This window comes from Streptomyces sp. NPDC107562 (genome assembly GCF_055657325.1).
On record NZ_JBVKBE010000003.1, the window covers coordinates 214,707 to 233,694 of the forward strand.

Annotated in this window: 3 protein-coding genes; all 3 read left to right on the top strand. The window is 74.0% G+C overall.

Annotation, left to right across the window (positions count from 1 at the left end):
* The first annotated feature begins 94 nt into the window (after positions 1-94).
* Positions 95-550, top strand: coding sequence for a YbaB/EbfC family nucleoid-associated protein (locus tag ACZ7LV_RS11320; protein WP_471938114.1), 456 nt, complete (start codon positions 95-97; stop codon positions 548-550).
* Between the two features lie 2 nt (positions 551-552).
* Positions 553-930 (top strand): hypothetical protein, encoded by a 378-nt coding sequence (locus ACZ7LV_RS11325; protein ID WP_385376205.1) that lies wholly within the window; start codon positions 553-555, stop codon positions 928-930.
* Between the two features lie 81 nt (positions 931-1,011).
* Positions 1,012-18,870 (top strand): hypothetical protein, encoded by a 17,859-nt coding sequence (locus ACZ7LV_RS11330; RefSeq protein ID WP_471938116.1) that lies wholly within the window; start codon positions 1,012-1,014, stop codon positions 18,868-18,870.
* The last annotated feature ends 118 nt before the right edge of the window (positions 18,871-18,988 follow it).

Sequence of the window (18,988 nt, forward strand, 5' to 3'; positions counted from 1 at the left end):
TGCCCCCACCAGGCAGGATCAGCACGACAGTTGACGGAGACCGACTGAGATCGACAGAGACCGACGGAGACCGACGGAGAGGGGCGGGAGCGCCGTGACGGAACCGCTGGAGAAGCGCCTGGAGAAGGCCATGGCCGAGCTCCAGGCCGCCCAGGAAGCGGTCGCGCGCACCGAACGGGAGCTGCGACAGGCGTCGTTCGCGGTGCTCTCCTCCGACCGCGCGGTCCGCGCCACCGTGGGCCCGCAGGGCGAACTGGCCGGGATCGAGTTCCTGGAGCACAAGTACCGCGACATGTCCCCCCAGGAGCTGGCCGCCAGCGTCCTGGAGGCGGCGAACGCGGCGCGCTTGAAGATGAACCGGCACGTGATGAAGGCGATGGCGCCCTTCACCGAGCCCAGCGCCGACGTACCGGAGCTCAAGGGCTTCGAGCTGGACTGGGAGCGGATCTTCGGCCCCGAGGTGCTGCGCGAGGACGACGAGGACACGGAACGCGAGGACCAGGCGCCCCCCGCCTGGCGGGACGCGCTCGGCGAGGACGGGGAGGACTGACGATGGGACAGCGCTACTACGTCGACCCACACCGCATCGAGGCCCTGGCGAGGCAGCTGGAGGAGATCGGCGACCTGGCCGGCAGCATCACCGAGGAGTTCCTCGACGAACTGGCGCCCACCGTCCGGTGGCCGGGCACGGAGGGCGAGTTCGCCGAGAAGGCCAAGCCGCAGGAGCAGAAGGAGCGGCAGACGACCAAGGAGACCATGATGTCCATCCGCGACGCGCTCGTGGGCATCACGGACGCCACGGTCGGTCAGGTCCGGATGATGAAGGACACCCGCGACCGCCACCTCGAGGAGATCGAGCGGGGCAACAACCGCATCGACACCCACGGCGTGAACGGTGACGGCGGCCCGGGCGGGCATGGCCGCCGCTGACCCGCGCACCGCCGGCCGCTCCCGCACCACGCCGGGAGCGGCCGCTCCGTCCTGCCCGCACGGTCTCCAGGACGGCCCCGGATGAGCATCCAGGCATCGCCCGAGGTCAACGCGATGATCTTCATCCTCACCGGGGAGAAGCTCATCGACGCCGACGAGGACCTCGCCTACGAGAGCCGCCGGCCCTACTCCGGCCTCGGTCGCAAGCTCGACCGGCTCTCCTCGCTGATCGACAAGTCGGTCCACGACATCGCCGAGGTGATGCCCGACGACCTCTCCAAGTCGTACGCCAGGGCCATGGGCATGCTCATCGACGACGCCGGCCGGAACTACCTGCGCGACTTCGCCGAACAGCTCGACAAGATCGCCGAGGGCCGGCGCAAGACCTCCATGGACATCATGGAGTCCAAGTGGCAGGTCATCGCCGAGGTCATCCGGCTGCTCATCGAGATCGCCCTCTACCTGGCGATGTCCTTCTTCACCGGCGGTCTGTCGGCCAGCCAGATCATGATGGCCAAGCTGCGCAGCCGCTTCCTCATCCTCACCACGCTCAGCCATCTGCTCCAGCGGCTGCACATAGCGCCCTCGCTGACCGAGGCGTTCGCCGAGGCGTTCACCACCTTCGCGGTGCGCCTCGCGATGATGAACTTCGCTCCCGACGGCCGCCGCCCCGACGGCTTCGACTGGAACGACATCCTCAAGTCCGCCGCGTTCGGTGCCGCGGCCGGCTTCCTGACCAGCATCTTCGACAACTTCGCGAAGAACATCGTCAAGAGCTACGACCACAACTTCCTGAAGAACGGGCCGGACCTCGACTTCAAGAACAACCCCAACTGGCGGAACAACCCGGACCTCGACTTCAAGAGCGACGGCCCCACCCCCAAGCCGGACCCCGGTCCCGGTCCTGGTCCCGGCCCGAACGACCGCCCCGGCCCCACCCCGAACGGCAACGGTCCCCACCTCACGAACAACACGCCGCTGACGTTCCGCGACGGCCCGCTCTCCTTCCGGAACAACCCCGACCTGTGGCGCAACAACCAGATCCTGCGCAACAACGCCGACCGCCCGGGCGCGCTGGCCGGCCACTACGGGCTCAAGGGGACGGCCGACTTCCTCGCCGCCGGCGCCGGCGAGGCACTCGCGGAGATCCTCATCAAGGGCGCCTTCGACGGCGACTGGTCCACCAGCTGGTCCACCTTCGTCGGCGCGGGCATCAGCAGCCAGGTCGAGGCCACGCTCACCGACACCGCCCTGAACAGCGGGGCCGAACTGCGGCACGTCATCGACACGTTGCGCAACCAGCCGCCGCCCACCGTCTCCTCCGACACGGACGGGGACACGGACTCGCGGGACACCACCGGCTCCGCCCGCTCGCAGGACGGCGACGGCGCCGGCCGCACCGGCGGTCCCTCGACCACGGGCTCCGCCGGCGGCGCCACCCCCGCGAACACCGGCGCCGACCTCGCGCAGGACCCCCCGCCGTACACGCCTGCCCACACCACCCAGGACCCGCCCGCCTACACCACCCAGGACCCGCCGCCGTACTCGCCGGGCACGCTGCCCTTCACCGCCGCCGAGAACGCGCTGTGGCAGCAGGTCCACAGCGGCCCCGCGGAGGTCCGCGAGCAGGCCCTGCGCGACCTCGCCGCTCTGCGCGGCGCCCAGCCGCCCGGCAGCACGGAGATCGGCGTCCGCGACGGCCTGCACACCAACCTGTCGCAGCTGCCCGAGGTCAGGGTCGTACCCGCCGGGAACAGTCCCGCCGCCGAGGTCGACGCCGACCAGGTCCGCCGCGCCCTCGACGCGTTCGGTACGCCGGTCACGGTGGAGACCCCGTTCTCCTCGGACGTCGAGGTGTCCGGGCAGGACGAGCGCACTGCCGTGGCCCCCGGCCCGGGGACCGGCGGCCCCGTCGCCACCCAGGCGCCCACCGGCACCACCACGCCCGGGTCGGGCACCACCACGCCCGGGTCGGGCACCAGTACGCCCGGCTCGAGCAACGGCGGTCGGCCGGGTACCTCCACGGAGTCCTCGACCACCACGGAGTCCACGACCTCCACGCCCTCCGCTCCGGAGACCATCTCGTCCACGGAGGCCGACTCGTCCACGGCGGTCGACTCGTCCACGGCGGTCGACTCGTCCACGGAAGCCGACGCGTCCACGGCGAGCACGACCTCCACGGACACCACCGCCCCGTCCGTCCTCGCCGCCGCTCCGCCCAAGGTGGACACCACCGGCTCGTACACCGCCGCCGACGACGTGAACGCGACCGGCGACGTACGGGACACCGGCGACGCGCGGGACACCGGGCACATGACCTCGGCGCCGCCGCTGACGATCGTGGTGTCCGAGGGGTCGCCGCCGGGGGAGGGGTCGCCGGAAGCCGCCGACCTGCTGGACCGGGCCGGGACGGACCGGGCCGTGGTGCTCGGTCCTGCGGGCGCGCCCGACGGTGCGGGACGCCCGGTGCGCGCCGCCGTGGAGCTGACCCGCGAGAGCCCCGGCGCCCCCGTCCGGGTCCGCCCGCTCACCGCTCTGCCGCTCCCGCCGGCGCCGGACGGCAGCACGGAGGACATGCGCACCGCCTTCCCCGGCGCCGACGTCCTGCTGCCGCTGGCCGATGCCCTCGGCACCACGGCCCGCCCCGCCACCCTGAGCGACGCGACGACCGACGGCGAACCGGTGACCACCCCGCGGGCCGAGCCGCCGCCGAAGGCGCTCAAGGTGGTCACGGAGACCTCCACCCCGGTACCCGGCGACGGCACCGCGCAGGACTCCACCGTCCGCGCCGAACCCCCCGCCGCCAAGCTCGCCACCCTGTCCCGGCCCTGGACCGAACCGGCGACCGACCTGCACCTGGAGTCGGGCCAAGAGGACAACGCGGACGACGGCGCTCCGCCGCCCCCGCCCACCACGCCGGACCAGTCCACGCCCGACCGGTCCACGCCGGCCCCCCTCGTGGCGGCCCCGCCCCCGCCGCCGGCGCGGATCGTCGTACGGCCCGCGGACGGCACCGGCGCCACTGACCAGGGGAACGGACCCGCCCGGACCGCGCACGAGCCGGCCGTCACCACCCTGGACGGCCTCACGGTGCCTCTCGCGCAGGTACGGCGCTGGGTGCCGGACGCGGCCCACACGCCCCGGCCGGGGCGTGCCGTACAGACGTTGACCATCTCCCAGAGCCCGGCCCAGGACGACACGGCGCACGGCGCGGCGCGGCGGGCCCTGCTGGGCCAGGACACCTTCCGCGGTGTGCGCACGACCTCGGCTCCCCTCCCCACCGCTCCCACCGCCACCGGTCCCGCCGACCCCGATCCCCCCGCGCCCCGCACGGTGTTCACCGGCCCGCCGACTCCGCTGCCCGGCTCGGGCACCGAGCACGGCGCCGACTACTTCGCCGGGCACGGCACCCCCCGTACCGTCACGCTCGGCACCGACGACGCGGCGCACCCGACCGTGAAGGTCAGCGGTGTGCAGCTCGGTGAGGTGCTCAAGTCCTGGGCGCGGGACGGCGATCAGGACCGCCCGCTGGTGCTGTTCTCCTGCGAGACGGGACGGCAGCCCGAGGTGGCGGGGCTCCCGGTGGCGCAGCACGTGGCGAACCGCACCGGTCGCCCCGTGTACGCGCCGACCACCGAGGTGGGCACCGCACGCGACCGGGACGGCGACGTCCGTGCGGTGCTCACGGAGGGACCGGAGGGGCCCGGCCGGTGGCGGCTGTTCACCCCGGAGCCCGGCGGCGCCGACCTGGACGGGCTGGCGCGCGACGCCGGCCTGCACGCGGGCCCCGAGCCCGCCGACGCCTTCGCCCGGGCCCGTACCCTCCAGCAGATCCGCACCCTGCGCGACGCCCTCGGCCCGGACGCCGAACAGCGCCCTGAGAACCGGGAGTTGCTCGCGGGGCTCGCCCATGTGGACGGCCTGCGCTGGCTCAGCCCCGACGCCGCGGCCCGCTACGGCGACGGCCGGATGACCCCGGACCTGCTGCGCCGGATGGTCGTCGACCGGCGCGGCACCACGGCGGGCGCCACCTCCGACCCGGCGTCCGCCCCCACGGCCGAGGAGTACACCGCATTCCTGCGCGCCGCGGCCGAGTTGCGAGGCACCGCCGGACCCGGGACCACGCTCGACGCGCTGCTGCCCCCGCCGCCGCCCGCCCTCCCGCCGCACACCCTGGTCTCGCCGGAGGACGTGCGGGGCCTCGCCTACGCGCCCTCCGCCCAGGTCACCTGGTCGCTCTCCAGCACCCCCCTGCCGCTGTCCGAACTGGCCCTGAGCCCCGAGGACACCGCCGAACTCGCCCGCCGCAGACCCGACCTGGCACCCGCGCCGGGCCGCGCGGAGAGCCTCGCCGAGGACCTGGACCTGTTCAGCAAGGGTGCCGCCGCGACCCCCGACCCGGCGGACACCGTGCACGTCGACGGCCTCGCTTTGCGGCGGCTGGACACCCGCGCGGACGGGAACTGCCTCTTCCGCGCGCTGCTCGACAGCGCGCGCGGCCAGGACGTACCGCCCGCCTGGGCGGCGCGGAACGTCGCGGGGCTGCGCCGCCTGCTGCGGGACCGGATCACCGGGTCCGAACTGGCCGCCGCCGCCGCGGAGGCGACCCCGGACCCGGTGCTCGCCGTCGTGGACGACCTGCGGATGACCGCCCTCGCCGGGGTACGGGACGCGGACGCGCGGCGCCGGATCACCGAGCGCTGGAACCGGATCGCGCGGACGGTCGTCACCGACGGCGACGCCCGCCAGTGGCGGCGCGTCCTGCGCGACAGCGGCTACCCGCACCTCGCCGACGTGGCGCCCACACCCGCCGACGCGAGGCGGCTCGGCACCGAGGAACTCCTCGCCGCGGCGGCGGAGCTCCCCGAGTTGTGGTCCTCCCCCTTCGCCGACCTGCTCCCGCAGGCGCTGGCGCACACCCTCGACCTCGACCTGCGGCTCGTCCAGCCCGACCCGCAGGCACCCGGGAACACCCTCGTCACCACCCTCCACCCGGGCGGACAGGGCGGCATCCTGCACCTCGCCTACAACGGCAGCGACCACTACGACGCCCTGGTCCCGGCCACGGCACCGCTCACCCCCGTGCCCGACACCGGCACCACCGGCCCCGAGCCGGTCACGGAGGAGACGGAGGACGCCGGCCCCTTCGACGAGTGGCTGCGTGCCATGGGCGGGATCACCGACCTCGACAGTCCCGCGCCCGAGACCCCCGACCGGGGCGACCCGGTGCCGCTGGAGACCCAGCTCGAACGGCACCGTCCGGCACGGCTGCTGACCGGCCCGGACGCCCGGCCGCCGGGCCCGGCTCCGCGTACCGTCACCTTCGAGGACGGCAGCAGGCTGCCCGCCGTACTGCTCAGCCCGGACTCCGGTCCGGACGCCGGAAGTCCGGGCGGCCGCACGGACACCGGCCCGACCGGACTCCTCACCGGGCCCGGTGTCCTCACCCTGCGCTCGCCCGAGCAGGTGGCCGCGGAGATCCTCGGGAAGCTGCCGAAGAAGCTGCGCGCCCGGTTCGACGAGACGGAGCTGCTGCGCCTGCTGACCGACCAGCCCGGCGCGTTCACCGCATCGCGCGGCGCGCGCCTCGTGGGCCGGGAGAAGTCCGGCGTCGGACTCGAGATGACCGTCGAGGCCGTTCCCTACCACCGCTGGGAACGCTTCTCCGACGTCGGCGGCGGCACCGTCCGGCTGGACACCATGCGGCGTGGCCAGGCCGGTACGGGCGGCGGGCGCAGCGTCGGCTACGGGCGCCGGATCGCCGCCGCGCTGAGCATGGGCCCGCCGCTCAGCTGGCTGCTGAAGATCGGCGTCTCCCTGGGCTGGACCCGCAGGACCGACTACACCCAGGGCACCCAGGCCTACCACCAGACCGAGTACCGCGCCGTGGAGGGCTCCCACCTGCACCTGGACGACGTCCACTACCGGGTGCGGGTGGACCGGGTCACCGAGGCCCCGCAGACCTCAGGCCCGGGCGACACCGCCCCCGCGACTGCCCCCCGCTGGCAGCGCACCCCGGCGCACACCGCGGAGTTCGCCCTGCGGGACGGGCTGAGCTGGCGGCTGCCGGACGACCTCACCGTGCCCTTCAAGGGCCCCCGCAGGGCGCCCGAGACGCTCACCTTCCCCGACGGGGTCGAGCCGCGCGTCGCCGACACCACCGCACTGCACCTGACGGACCCGCCGGAGGACCTCGCGCTCGCCGTCTACGGCGCCCGGCCCGGCAGTTCGGCGCACCGCACCCTCGTCTCGTACGTCCGGCCGGGTCGGCTGCTCGCCCTGTTCGGCCGGTTCTCCGGTCCCGTGAGCGGACCCGAACTGACCCGGGGGAGCGGGCAGCACCCGCTCGGGCACCTGATCGTCGAGCGGTCGATCCCGCACCGGGCCACCCTGGTCACCGAGTCCGTCAAGGCGGAACTGCGCGACCTCACCCAGACCACGTACCAGAACGAACGCGGCCACGCCCGCGACACCCGCTTCGGCATCCAGGTCACCGCCGGGCCCAACTACACCCTCGCCGGTCCGGAGACCGACGTACGGCTCCAGGGCGGCCCGCTGGTCCGCGCGGACCTCAGCACCGGACGGGGCCACCATCTCGGCACCGACGCGGCCCGCAAGACCACCGGACGCGTCCGCAACCACCCGGTGGCGCTCTACCGGGTGGAGCGCACCCTGATGGTGCGCAAGGCGGGCGAAGCGGCCTCCGCGGCCCGCCCCGTCCGGGTGGTCAGCCTGGACTGGATGTCCACCCAGGACGCCCGCCGGCTCGCGGGCTGGGACAGCCGTACGCCCGGCCGGACGGGCCCCGACCCGGACGCCGAGCCGCCGGTGCCGTGGTACCTCACCCGCGAGGACCCCGTCCACCTCAGCGGCCAGGTCCGCGCCGAGGGCTTCCGCCCCGACCGCGCCCAGAACGCCGTACCGGGCCATCCCGCCCCAGAGGGTCCTCCCGCCCCAGCGGGCCGTCCCGCCCCACCGGACCCCATGCGGGCCTTCGCCGACTCGGTACTGGACACCCTGCACCGCTCGTACCCGTCGCTGTTCGTCCCGCCGCTGATGCTGCGGCACCCGCGACTGGCGAAGTTCTGGTACGGCGACGGGCGGATGCGGACCGCGCTGCACAACGACCGGCAGGTGCGCGAGGCGCTCAACCGGCCCACCCTCGCGCAGAGTCTGGACGATCTGACCACCACCGGCGTGCCGGTCACCCTCACCGAGGACGGCAAGGTGCGCCGCGGCCACCACACGCTGATCCTGCGGGCACGGCTCTCCGACCGGCGCTTCGAGACCACCATGAGCGAACGCTCGCTGCGCAACGCGGTGATCGGCACCGAGATCTCCGGCCAGGGCCAGCAGGCGTCCACGACCCTCTCCAGCGGCGTCGAACTGGGCATCTCGCCCCGGGACCACGACAAGGCGCCGGAGGCCGGGGTGCCCCGCCAGACCGGCAACGTCTCCCTCGGCATCCGCTACGCCAAGACCGACCAGAAGGCCACCCGCAGCACGGTCGCGGTCACTCACGACCACCTGATGTTCCAGAACGGCGCCGACCTCTACAGCTACCAGGTGGAACTCGGCGCCTCCTTCGAGGGCCACCGGCGCCCCCGCGGGTGGGCCCGCCTCGCCTCCGTCGGGCTGCTCGGCGCCGGCGTCTTCGTCAGCAAGGTCGAGGAGCGCCCGCTGTTCACCCGGGGCAGCGAGACCGTGGGCCGGGTGGAGCTGGCCGTGCCCGCGGCGCACGGATCCGACCGCCACGCCCCCGCCGACCCGCCGCCCGGCGGCCCGGCACCGGCGCCCGCCCCCGCCCCCCAGCGGCTCTCCGCCACCGAGGCCGACCAACTCCTCGACGGCACCCGTCCGTTGCCGAGAACACAGGCGGCCGACCAGCAGCTCACCGGCAAGCTGCTCAGCGCTCCGCACGTGGTCCTCAGCACCGAGGGCGGCCCCGCCCGCCAGCAGCTCGCGCAGGACACCGCCGACCGCGCCTCGGGCGCGTCCTGGCACGTCGGCGCGCCCGGCGCCCCGGTGCGCACCGCGCTGCGCCGGGCGATGGCCAACCTCAACGTGGCCGGTCAACTCGGCCAGTACCTGGGGCCGTTCGGCGCCCGTGTCACCGGACTCAACGGCGCCGGGCCGCTCCAGACCCACTACCTGAAGGCCGCCGTCCGCGGCGAACTGCACAACCTGCGCGTCAAGAGCGACCCGAAGCCCGCCACCCTCGAAGCGACCATCGGCAACGAGCACCGCGTCGCCGCCGGCGCCAGCACCGTCTCCCGCACCACCCTCGGCCTCCAGGGCGCCGACATGCCCCTCCAGCAGGCCCCCGGCGGACCGCCGGTGGTCGGCTCCTACGCGACCGCCCTCCAGTACGCCTGGGGCAAGGGCCGCAGCGTCTCGCAGACCCTCACCCGGGGACGCAACACCACCCTCACGTACGCCGGGCGGATGTACCTGGTGGTCGCCGACGCGGCCGAGACCGTCGCCGTGCGGGACCGCTGGACGGCCGCCATGGGCGCGGTCGGCACCCGCGCCGGAGCCCGGATCAGCGGCGCGGCCGGCCGGCTCTCCGGGCGTCTGGGACGCGGCCTGTCCCCGCGCCGGGCCGCCGCCGCCCTCCACCGCGTCGCGGACGCGGTGATGTTCCACCTGCCGATGCAGGACGCCATCGAGACCGGGCTCGCCCCGGACGGCCTGGGCACCACCACGCCGCGCAACCTGGGCGGCGGCTACCGGCTGCCGCCGTTCCTGCGGGGCCGCCGCTTCCCCACCCACCCCAGCGGACGGCTCGACGCGAGCCAGGCGGCACGGCAGCTGATGGGGCGGCTCGAGAAGATCGGCGTACCCTCGCACGACCGGGAGCAGGTCCTCCAGCGGCTCTCCCCGGACTTCCTCCGCGCCCATCTGCACGAGCTGACGACCGACGGGATGACCCTGCCCGTCCGTCACCGCACCTGGTCCAGCCCGCTCCGGCTGCCGGTCGGCGGCAGCCCCGCACAGGTCCGCTTCAAGCTGACCCCGGTCACCACCACCGTGCAACGACTGCGCACCGGCATCGAGCTGGAGGACTACCGCACCACGGCCCGCGACGACTCCGCCGCCGGCTCCCAGGACCGCGGCGCCGACGTGACCCTCAGCGCCTCCGAACGCGCGGCGGGCGGCGGCGTCCTCGCCGCCGCCCCCTCGCTGCAGGGCACCGCCGCCAAGCAGCGGTCGAGCACCCGCACCGAGACCGCGGGCAGCACCGCGATGCCGAACATCGCCACCACCCAGGCCCACGCCGAGATCGTCACCAGCTACGTCCTGACCGTCACCATGGCGGACGCCACCGGCCGGCCGCTCTCCCCACGCGCCTTCGCCCCGGTCGGCAGCCTCCACGAGATCCTCCCGGCCGGCCTGCTCACCCCGGACGGCGACGGCGCCGACGGCGCGCTCACCGAGCAGGACGTGCCGGAACCCGAGCGCGCGGTACGGATGCTGACGGCCGATCAGGCGCGCCCGAACGGCATCTCCTCCTGGCGCGGCGCCGACGACCCGGACGTGCTGACCTTCGACGACCGCATCGGCTCCGGCATCCTCGCCGTGGACATCCGCGGCGCGGCCAACGTGCACGACGCCCTGACGCTCGCCACCGCCCGCGCCGACGGCCTCGGCGACGGCGACCTCGGCAAGCGGCACACCGGCAAGGTCCTCACCGAACGCGTCCGCATGGCCCGCCTCACCCCCCTCACCGGCCTCGGCACCGCCCCCGCCCAGGCCCAGCAGGAGGCCACCACGCAGGTAGGCCTGACCGCCGGCTTCCGCGAGGCGCTCGGCGCGAGCGGCACACCGCTGCCCACGCAGGCCTCCGCCCGCCTCTTCGGCCAGTCCCACACCGCCGACTCCCGCCTCTACGCGAAGATGCACCGCCGCGGCGCCCGGCTGCTCGCCGTGGAGAGCAAGCCCCGCATGGAGGCCATGCAGCGCACCAAGACCTCCGACGCCATGGAGGCCGGCATCACCGACAACGTCGAGGGCACGGTGGGCACCTCGCCGCTGGCGGGCAACAGCAACGCGGGCGTCACCAACCCGGGCGCGAGCGTCCCCATCGGCGGCGCCAACGACGGGACCGCCCTCAAGGGGACCGTGGACACCACCCTCGGCACCCACCTCAAGGTCGTCACCGACCGCAGCATGCTCTTCGCCGTGCCGGTGAGCTGGCTGACGGTGGCCGAGGTGGACCACCGGGTCACCGACAGCCGCCCGCTGCACGCCCTCGGCAAGGCCAAGCGCGGCCCGCGTGCCGCCGAGGCCGAGACCACCGCCCTGGTCTGGCTGCGCGAGGACCTCGCACGCGACCACGGCCTCCTGGACGACACCACCTTCCCCGACGAGGTCGGCGCGGCCTGGGACGACATGGCCAAGGCGGCCGCCGACCTCGCCGCGGCCGACAAGGGGTACTACGACGCCCGGGCGCGGGCCCGCGAGACCTGGCTCGACCTGAGCGCGGAGGAACAGGCCGCGCTCGGCGACGACCACCCCGACCGCCCGACCGTCCTCCCGCAGGCCATGGCACAGTCCCCGGCCGTCGCCGCCTGGCAGGCCGCCCGTGAGGACGTACGCCGCTGGGAGGAGCGCGCCGGCGCGGCCGCCGCCGACCACCACCGCCTCCACCTCGCCGCCACCCGCCTCACCGCCCACCACCAGGGCTCGGCCACCGTCCAGGTACCGGACCGGCCGCAGGCGTACACGGCGCCGGACTGGCGCTCCGAGGCACCCGAGCCGTACACCGTCACCGACGGCACCGGCCCCGGCCCGCGCACCCTCACCTCACCCGACGGCACCACCGTGCGCGAGCTGCACGACATGCCGCACGACGGCGCCTCCTTCTTCCACGCGTTGCTCGCCGCCGCCGCAGCACGGGGCCGGCTGCCCCATCTGCTGGGCAGCGGTCTCGCCGACCGCTTCACGGCCGCGCCGGGCGACCCGGCGGTCACCGAGCGGGCCGTCCGCGCCGCCCGCGACCGCCTCGCCTGGGCGCTGGGCGAGGACAGCAACACGGACCTGCTCGACGCCCTTGCCCTGGACGCCGCGGACACCTTCACCCAGGACGAACTGGACGTCGCCGGGGTGCGGCTGACGCCGCCGCAGCAGGCCGAGTTCGACGCGTTCGGCCGCCTCCCGCAGACCTTCTGGCCGACGCCCGCGCAGCGCGTGCGACTGGCCACCGCGGCGATGCTCCGCCCCTTCACGAGCGAGCCGCGGCCGGACGACGGGCGAGCGGACGGCGAACCCGCCCCGCCCGAGCGCCGCGCGGGCGACCACGGCGGCGCCGACCTGCTGCCCGCCCTGGCCGCCCGGGTCCTGGGCACCCCGCTCACCGTGGTGACCGGCGAGGGCCACGCGCAGCTGTTCCTGCCGCACGGCACCGACCCGGCCGCCGTCGACCGGGCCGGTGATCCGGTCCTGTTCACCGCCGACGGCTACTTCCACGCCGCCCTCCCGCCCGGCACCGCGCCGCCGGTCGCCACCGCGCTTCCCGCTCCCGCGGCCACGACGGACGGCGGCACCAACGCGGCCACCACGCCCGCGGCTTCGGGGCGGCCGCCCGCCCACCGCAGCCACTCCACCCCGCCCTGGCTGCCGCCCGCCGACAGCGAAGGACCGCGCTACCGCCTCGCCCGGGACGGGGTCCTCACCGCGCCCGACGGCGCCACCTACACCCAAGGCACCCCCGCCGGCCGCGGGAACGGCTTCTTCGCCGCGCTCTCCACGGCCCTGCGCCAGGCCGCCGACCAGCCCGGCCTGGACAGCCACGAGGCGACGAGACTGCGCACCCGCGCCGCATCCCCGCCCGCCCGACTGATGCGCCTGAACGGCCTTCCGGGCGACCCGGCCGAGCGGGACTCCCTCTTCACGCCCCCACCGCTCCGGCAGCGCCCCGGCGCGCCCGCACCGAGCAGCCAGGCCCGCGACGGCCACCTGCGCCGCCACCTCGCCGACGCCCCCTGGGGACCCGACGCCGACCGCGCCGTCGCCCGCTGGGCGGCAGCCGCGACGGGCACCACCGTCACCCTGGTCGAGGAGAACGGCACCGCACACACCTACCCCGGCCCGTCCGGCGAGAGCGGCCCGCACCTGCGCCTGCGCCGCCGCGGCGGCGACTTCGTCCCCCTGATCCCGCGCACCCCCGCACCCCGGCCCCCGGGGAACGAGCGTGACCCGGCCGCCGTCCCGCTGCCCCCGTCCCCGCCGGGCGGCGACACCCCCGGCCTGCCCGCCGAGGAGGAGGCGCTCGACCTGAGCACGCTGTCCGGGAACGCCCCCACCACCGACCCGGGCGTGGACACGGACGCCGAGATGGCCCTCGGCTCCGACCACGACCGGGACGACGACGCCGACCCCGCGCCCGAGGTCCCGGCGCACATGCCGCCGACGCCGGCCCTGACGCCGTTCAGGTCGGGGAACTTCGAGTTCACCAACCTCAAGCACACGGACGACCGGTACCGCGACAAGGCCATCCGGATCATCGAGCTGCTGCGCAAGCACGACACGATCCGCGACTACATCGGCACCCGTCCGTGCCGCATCACGCTGCACCTGCGCACGACGGAGACCCCGGCCGACGTGACCGACCTCGGTGACGAGGGCGTGCAGATCAACCTGGCCAGCTACTACTTCGAGAAGTACGGCATCGGCTACATCATGGGGATGCTGGCCCACGAGATCGGCCTGCACCCCCTCGCCTCCCGGGACACGAACATCCCCGACGAGGAGTCCATGTTCGCGGGCGTCCCGCTGACGGTGCCGGGGCTGGCGGACCTCAAGAACCCGCGCACCATGAACACCGAGGGCGCGGGGCAGGCCGACCACGTCATGGCGGCGTTCCCCAGCAGCACGAGGCACCGCACGTACCGCGACATCGTCGCGAGGATGGCGCATCTCCTGGCGGAGGAGGCCGCGGCGGGCGAGGAGGGCGCGAGCACCAGGGACGTCACCGATCTGATCGACTGCTACCTGATGGACCTCGCCACGATCGCCGTCACCAACGACAACCGCAAGAGCGCGGCCTGGGAGCCCCGGTACACGGCGAGGGTCTACAACGCCTACAAGGAGATGTTCGCCGCCCGGCTCGCGCAGGACAGCCCGGTGCGGCCACTGCTCCCCGCGGACAAGGGCATGTTCGGCGTCACGAACAACTTCCTGGGTCTCGGTACGAGCTTCACGTTCAACAACCAGGGCGACAGCATCCAGACCGTCGGCCCGCGACTGCCCCGGCCGGACTCCGGCACGGAGCCGTCGTCGCGCACGCCGAGGCCGCGGGGCCCCCGCGACAACCGCCCCCGTTTCGTCGTACGTTCGGGATTCGACGCGCGCCGGTTCACCTTCGACGGCGAGCCGGTCACCGACCTCACCGTCCGTGTCGCGCTGCGCGGCACGGACGGACAGGCGGCCCGTGTGTTCGACCAGCTCGCCGCGGGTGTCGCCGAGTTCCTGAACGAGCGCCGCCATCGCCTCCCCAACGGTGACCGACTGCACGTCACCGTCGAGCACGTCGACCCGTCCGAGTACCCGCACCTGACCGTCGACCTCGTGGACCGGGAACGGACGATGGACCAGCACACCTGGTGGGCCGACGCCTCCCCGGTCCAGCTCGTCCACGAACTGAGTCACCAGCTGGGCCTGCGCGACGAGTACCGGGACGCCGACGCCCCGCACCGCCCGCACATCCCGGGCAGCTTGTTGGGCGACCTGGACGCGCCGCCCGAGGACTCCTCCCTCGCCGCTTCGGGCCTGCGCGGCCGGCACCTCGCCCTGCTCGGCGCACTGGTCGGCAACGTGCCCCCGCAGCCTCGGCCGAAGGGGGAGCAGGCCTGGGAAGCGGCTCGCACCGCCACCGCACCGGTCACCCGCGAGTCCGTCTGGGTCGACCCGGTCTCCCTGCCCCGACCCGCCGACGGCACGACGACCACCGAAGCCGCGGCCCGCATGCCGCAGACCGCGACCCTCACACCGTTCCGGTCGGGGCGCTTCGAGTTCACCAACCTCAAGCACACGAACGAGCGGTACCGCGACAAGGCGGTCCGGATCATCGAACTGCTCGGGGACCACCCGACGATCCGGGACTACATCGGCACCCGCCCCTGCCGCATCACCCTGCACCTGCGCACGACCGAGACCCCGGCCGACGTGACCGACCTGGGCGACGAGGGCGTCCAGATCAACCTGGCCAGCTACTACTTCGAGAAGTACGACATCGGCTACATCATGGGCATGCTGGCCCACGAGATCGGCCTCCACCCCCTCGCCTCCCGCAACCGGGACATCCCCGACGAGGAGGCGATGTTCCGGGGCATCCCGCTTCCGGTGCCGGGGCTCGGCGACCTGCGGACGCCGCGCACCATGAACACGGACAGCGCCGGCCAGGCCGACCACATCATGGCCGCCTTCCCGAGCAGCACCCGGCACCGGATCTACCGCGACATCGTCCTGAAGACCGCCGACATGCTGGCCGAGGCCGCGCGGGACGGCGCGGAGGGGGCCAAGGCCAAGGACGTCACGGACCTGATCGACTGCTATCTGATGGACGTCGCCTCCATCGCGATCACCAGTGACTACCGGATGAACGCGGCGAAGGAGCCCGGGAACACCGCCAAGGTCTACAACGCCTACAAGGCCCTGCTCGCCCAGCACATGGCCGAGGACAGCCCCGCCCGCCCCCTGCTTCCGCCGGACAAGGGGCTGTTCGGCGTCGTACGGGACTTCGCGCAGCTCGCCACCAGCCTCGCGACCAACAACCGCGGCGACAGCATCCAGCAGCCCACCCCGGCGGACGAGGCCGCCCCACGGCTCCCGCGCCCCTCCGAGCCCCCCGCGCAACAGACCGCGTCGCCCGCGTCCCCGACCCCCCGTGACAACCGCCCGCGTTTCGTGGTGCGGTCGGGCTTCGACGCCCGCCGGTTCACCTTCGGGGACGAGCCGGTCACCGACCTGACCGTCCGTGTGGCGATGCGCGGCACGGACGGCGAGGTCGCGCATGTTCGCGGGCAACTCGACGCGGGTGTACGGGAGTTCCTGAACTCCCCGGCGTACCGCCTGCCCAACGGCGACCGCCTGAACGTGACCGTCGAGTACGTCGACCCGTCCGAGGACCCGCACCTGACGGTGGATCTCGCGGGCCGGGACCGGGCGATGGACCAGCACACGTGGTGGGCGGACGCCGACCCGGTGCACCTGGTCCACGAACTCACCCACCAGCTGGGCCTGCGCGACGAGTACCGCGACGCCGACGCCCGGCACCGTCCGCACATCCCGGGCAGCCTCCTGGGCGACCTCGACGCGCCCCCCGAGGACTCCTCCCTCGCCACCGCCGGCCTGAGAGGCCGGCACCTGGCCCTGCTCGGGGCGCTGATCGGGGGCGTACCTGCGGTGCCCGAACCAGCCACCGATCAGACCTGGGAGGAGGCCCGCACGGCCGGCGCCCCCACCCCCCGTGAGTCGGTCTGGGTGGACCCGGTCTCACTGCCCCGCGCGGCCGACGGCGCGGCCGAAGTCGCCGCCCGCATGCTGCCGACGCCGGCCCTGACGCCGTTCAGGTCGGGGAACTTCGAGTTCACCAACCTCAAGCACACGGACGACCGGTACCGCGACAAGGCCATCCGGATCATCGAGCTGCTGCGCAAGCACGACACGATCCGCGACTACATCGGCACCCGTCCGTGCCGCATCACGCTGCACCTGCGCACGACGGAGACCCCGGCCGACGTGACCGACCTCGGTGACGAGGGCGTGCAGATCAACCTGGCCAGCTACTACTTCGAGAAGTACGACATCGGCTATGTGATGGGCATGCTGGCCCACGAGATCGGCCTGCACCCCCTCGCCTCGCGCCGGACGGACATCCCCGTCGAGGAGTCCATGTTCGAGGGGGTCCCGCTCATGGTCCCGGGCCTGTCGGACCTGAGGACGCCCCGCACGATGAGCACGGAGGGCGCGGGCCAGGCCGACCACATCATGGCCGCCTTCACCAGCAGCACCCGACACCGGATCCACCGGGACATCGTCCTGAGGATGGCCCATGACATGGCGCAGGAGGCCCAGGCGGGGGAGGAGGGCGCGAAGGCCCAGGACGTCACCGATCTGATCGACTGCTACCTGATGGACCTGGCCACGATCGCCGTCACCAACGACAAGCGCAAGGACGCGGCCTGGGAGCCCCGTAACACGGCCAAGGCCTACAACGCCTACAAAGAGCTGTTCACCGCGCAGCTGGCCGACGACAGCCCCGTAAGGCCACTGGTGCCGCCGGACAAGGTCTGGTGGAAGGTCACGGGCAACTTCCTCGGCCTCGGCGCCAGCTTCACGTTCACCAACCGCGGCGACAGCATCCAGACCGCCGCCCCGCGCCTGCCCCGGCCCGGCACCGCCCCGGACGCGTCGCCCACCGCCCCCACCCCGCGCGGGCGGCGTGACAGCCGGCCGCGTTTCGTGGTGCGGTCGGGCTTCGACGCCCGCCGTTTCTTGTACGGGGGAGACGGGATCACCGACCTCACCGTCCGCGTGGCGATGCACGGTACGGACGGCGAGGTCGCGCACGTCCGCGAGCAACTCGACGCGGGTGTACGGGATTTCCTGAACAGCCCGGCGTACCGCCTGCCCAACGGCGACCGCCTGAACGTGACCGTCGAGTACGTCGACCCCGCCGAGAACCCGCACCTGACGGTGGACCTGGCCGCCAAGGACCGGGCGATGGACCAGCACACCTGGTGGGCCGACGCCTCCCCGGTCCAACTCGTCCACGAACTCACCCACCAACTGGGCTTGCGCGACGAGTACCGCGAGGCCGACGCCCCCCACCGCCCGCACATCCCGGGCAGCCTCCTGGGCGACCTGGACGCGCCGCCCGAGGATCCCACCCTTGCCGCCGCCGGGCTGCGCGGTCGTCATCTCGCCCTCCTCGGCGCGCTCGTCGGGCACGTGACCCCCGCCCCCGAGCCGGTCACGGACGGGCCCTGGGACGACGCCCGTGCGGCGAGCGCCCCCACCCTCCGTGAGTCGGTCTGGGTGGACCCGGTCTCCCTGCCCCGCCCGGCCGACGACGCCGCACCCGAGGTCCCGGCACGCATGCCGCAGGCCCCGACCCCCTTCAAGTCGGGGAACTACGAGTTCACCAACCTCAAGTACACGGACGACCGCTACCTAGAGAAGGCCATCCGCATCATCGAACTGCTGGAGGCGCACCGGACGATCAAGGACTACATCGCCGGTCGACCCTGCCGCATCACCCTGCACGTGCGGACGACGGAGACCCCGGCCGACGTGATCGACCTGGGCGACGAGGGCGTGCAGATCAACCTGGCCAGCTACTACTTCGAGAAGTACGACATCGGCTACGTGATGGGCATGCTGTCGCACGAGATCGGCCTGCATCCGCTGGCCTCCCGGAACGGGGACATCCCCGACGAGGAGATGATGTTCCAGGGCGTGCCGCTCACCGTTCCCGGGCTGGCGGACCTGAAGGCGCCGCGCACGATGAGCACGGAGGGCGCCGGGCAGGCCGACCACATCATGGCGGCCTACCCCAGCAGCACCCGGCACCGGGTCTACCGCGAGATCGTCGTGGAGATGGCGCAGGTCCTCGCGCGCAGCGGGACCGGGGGCGCCGCGGCCAAGGACGTCGCCGACCTGTTCGACTGCTACCTCATGGACGTCGCCTCCATCGCGGTCAGCAACGACCACCGGCTGAACGCGGCGACGGAACCCGGCTACACGGCACGGGTCTACAACGCGTACAAGGAGATGCTCGACGCCGCGCTGGCGGCCGACCCCACCCTCCTGCCACTGCTGCCGCTCCTGCCCTCGCACAAGACCATGTTCGGCGTCATGAACGACTTCCGCCGCATCGGCACCTCCGTCGCCCTCAACAACCGGGGCGACAGCATCCAGCAGCCCGGCACGCCCTGACCCACCCGCGGCCCCTGCCGCGGGCCACCGGGTCCGGTTCCCGACATGCAGGCGATGAGGGCCGCGGATAGGCTTTTGCGCAGCACGTCATGTTTCTCCGGGCGGCCACGGCCGCCGG

Coding starts and splice junctions, on each gene's coding strand:
- ACZ7LV_RS11325 (WP_385376205.1), top strand. CDS start 553: ATGGGACAGCGCTACTACGTCGACCCACACCGCATCGAGGCCCTGGCG.
- ACZ7LV_RS11330 (WP_471938116.1), top strand. CDS start 1,012: ATGAGCATCCAGGCATCGCCCGAGGTCAACGCGATGATCTTCATCCTC.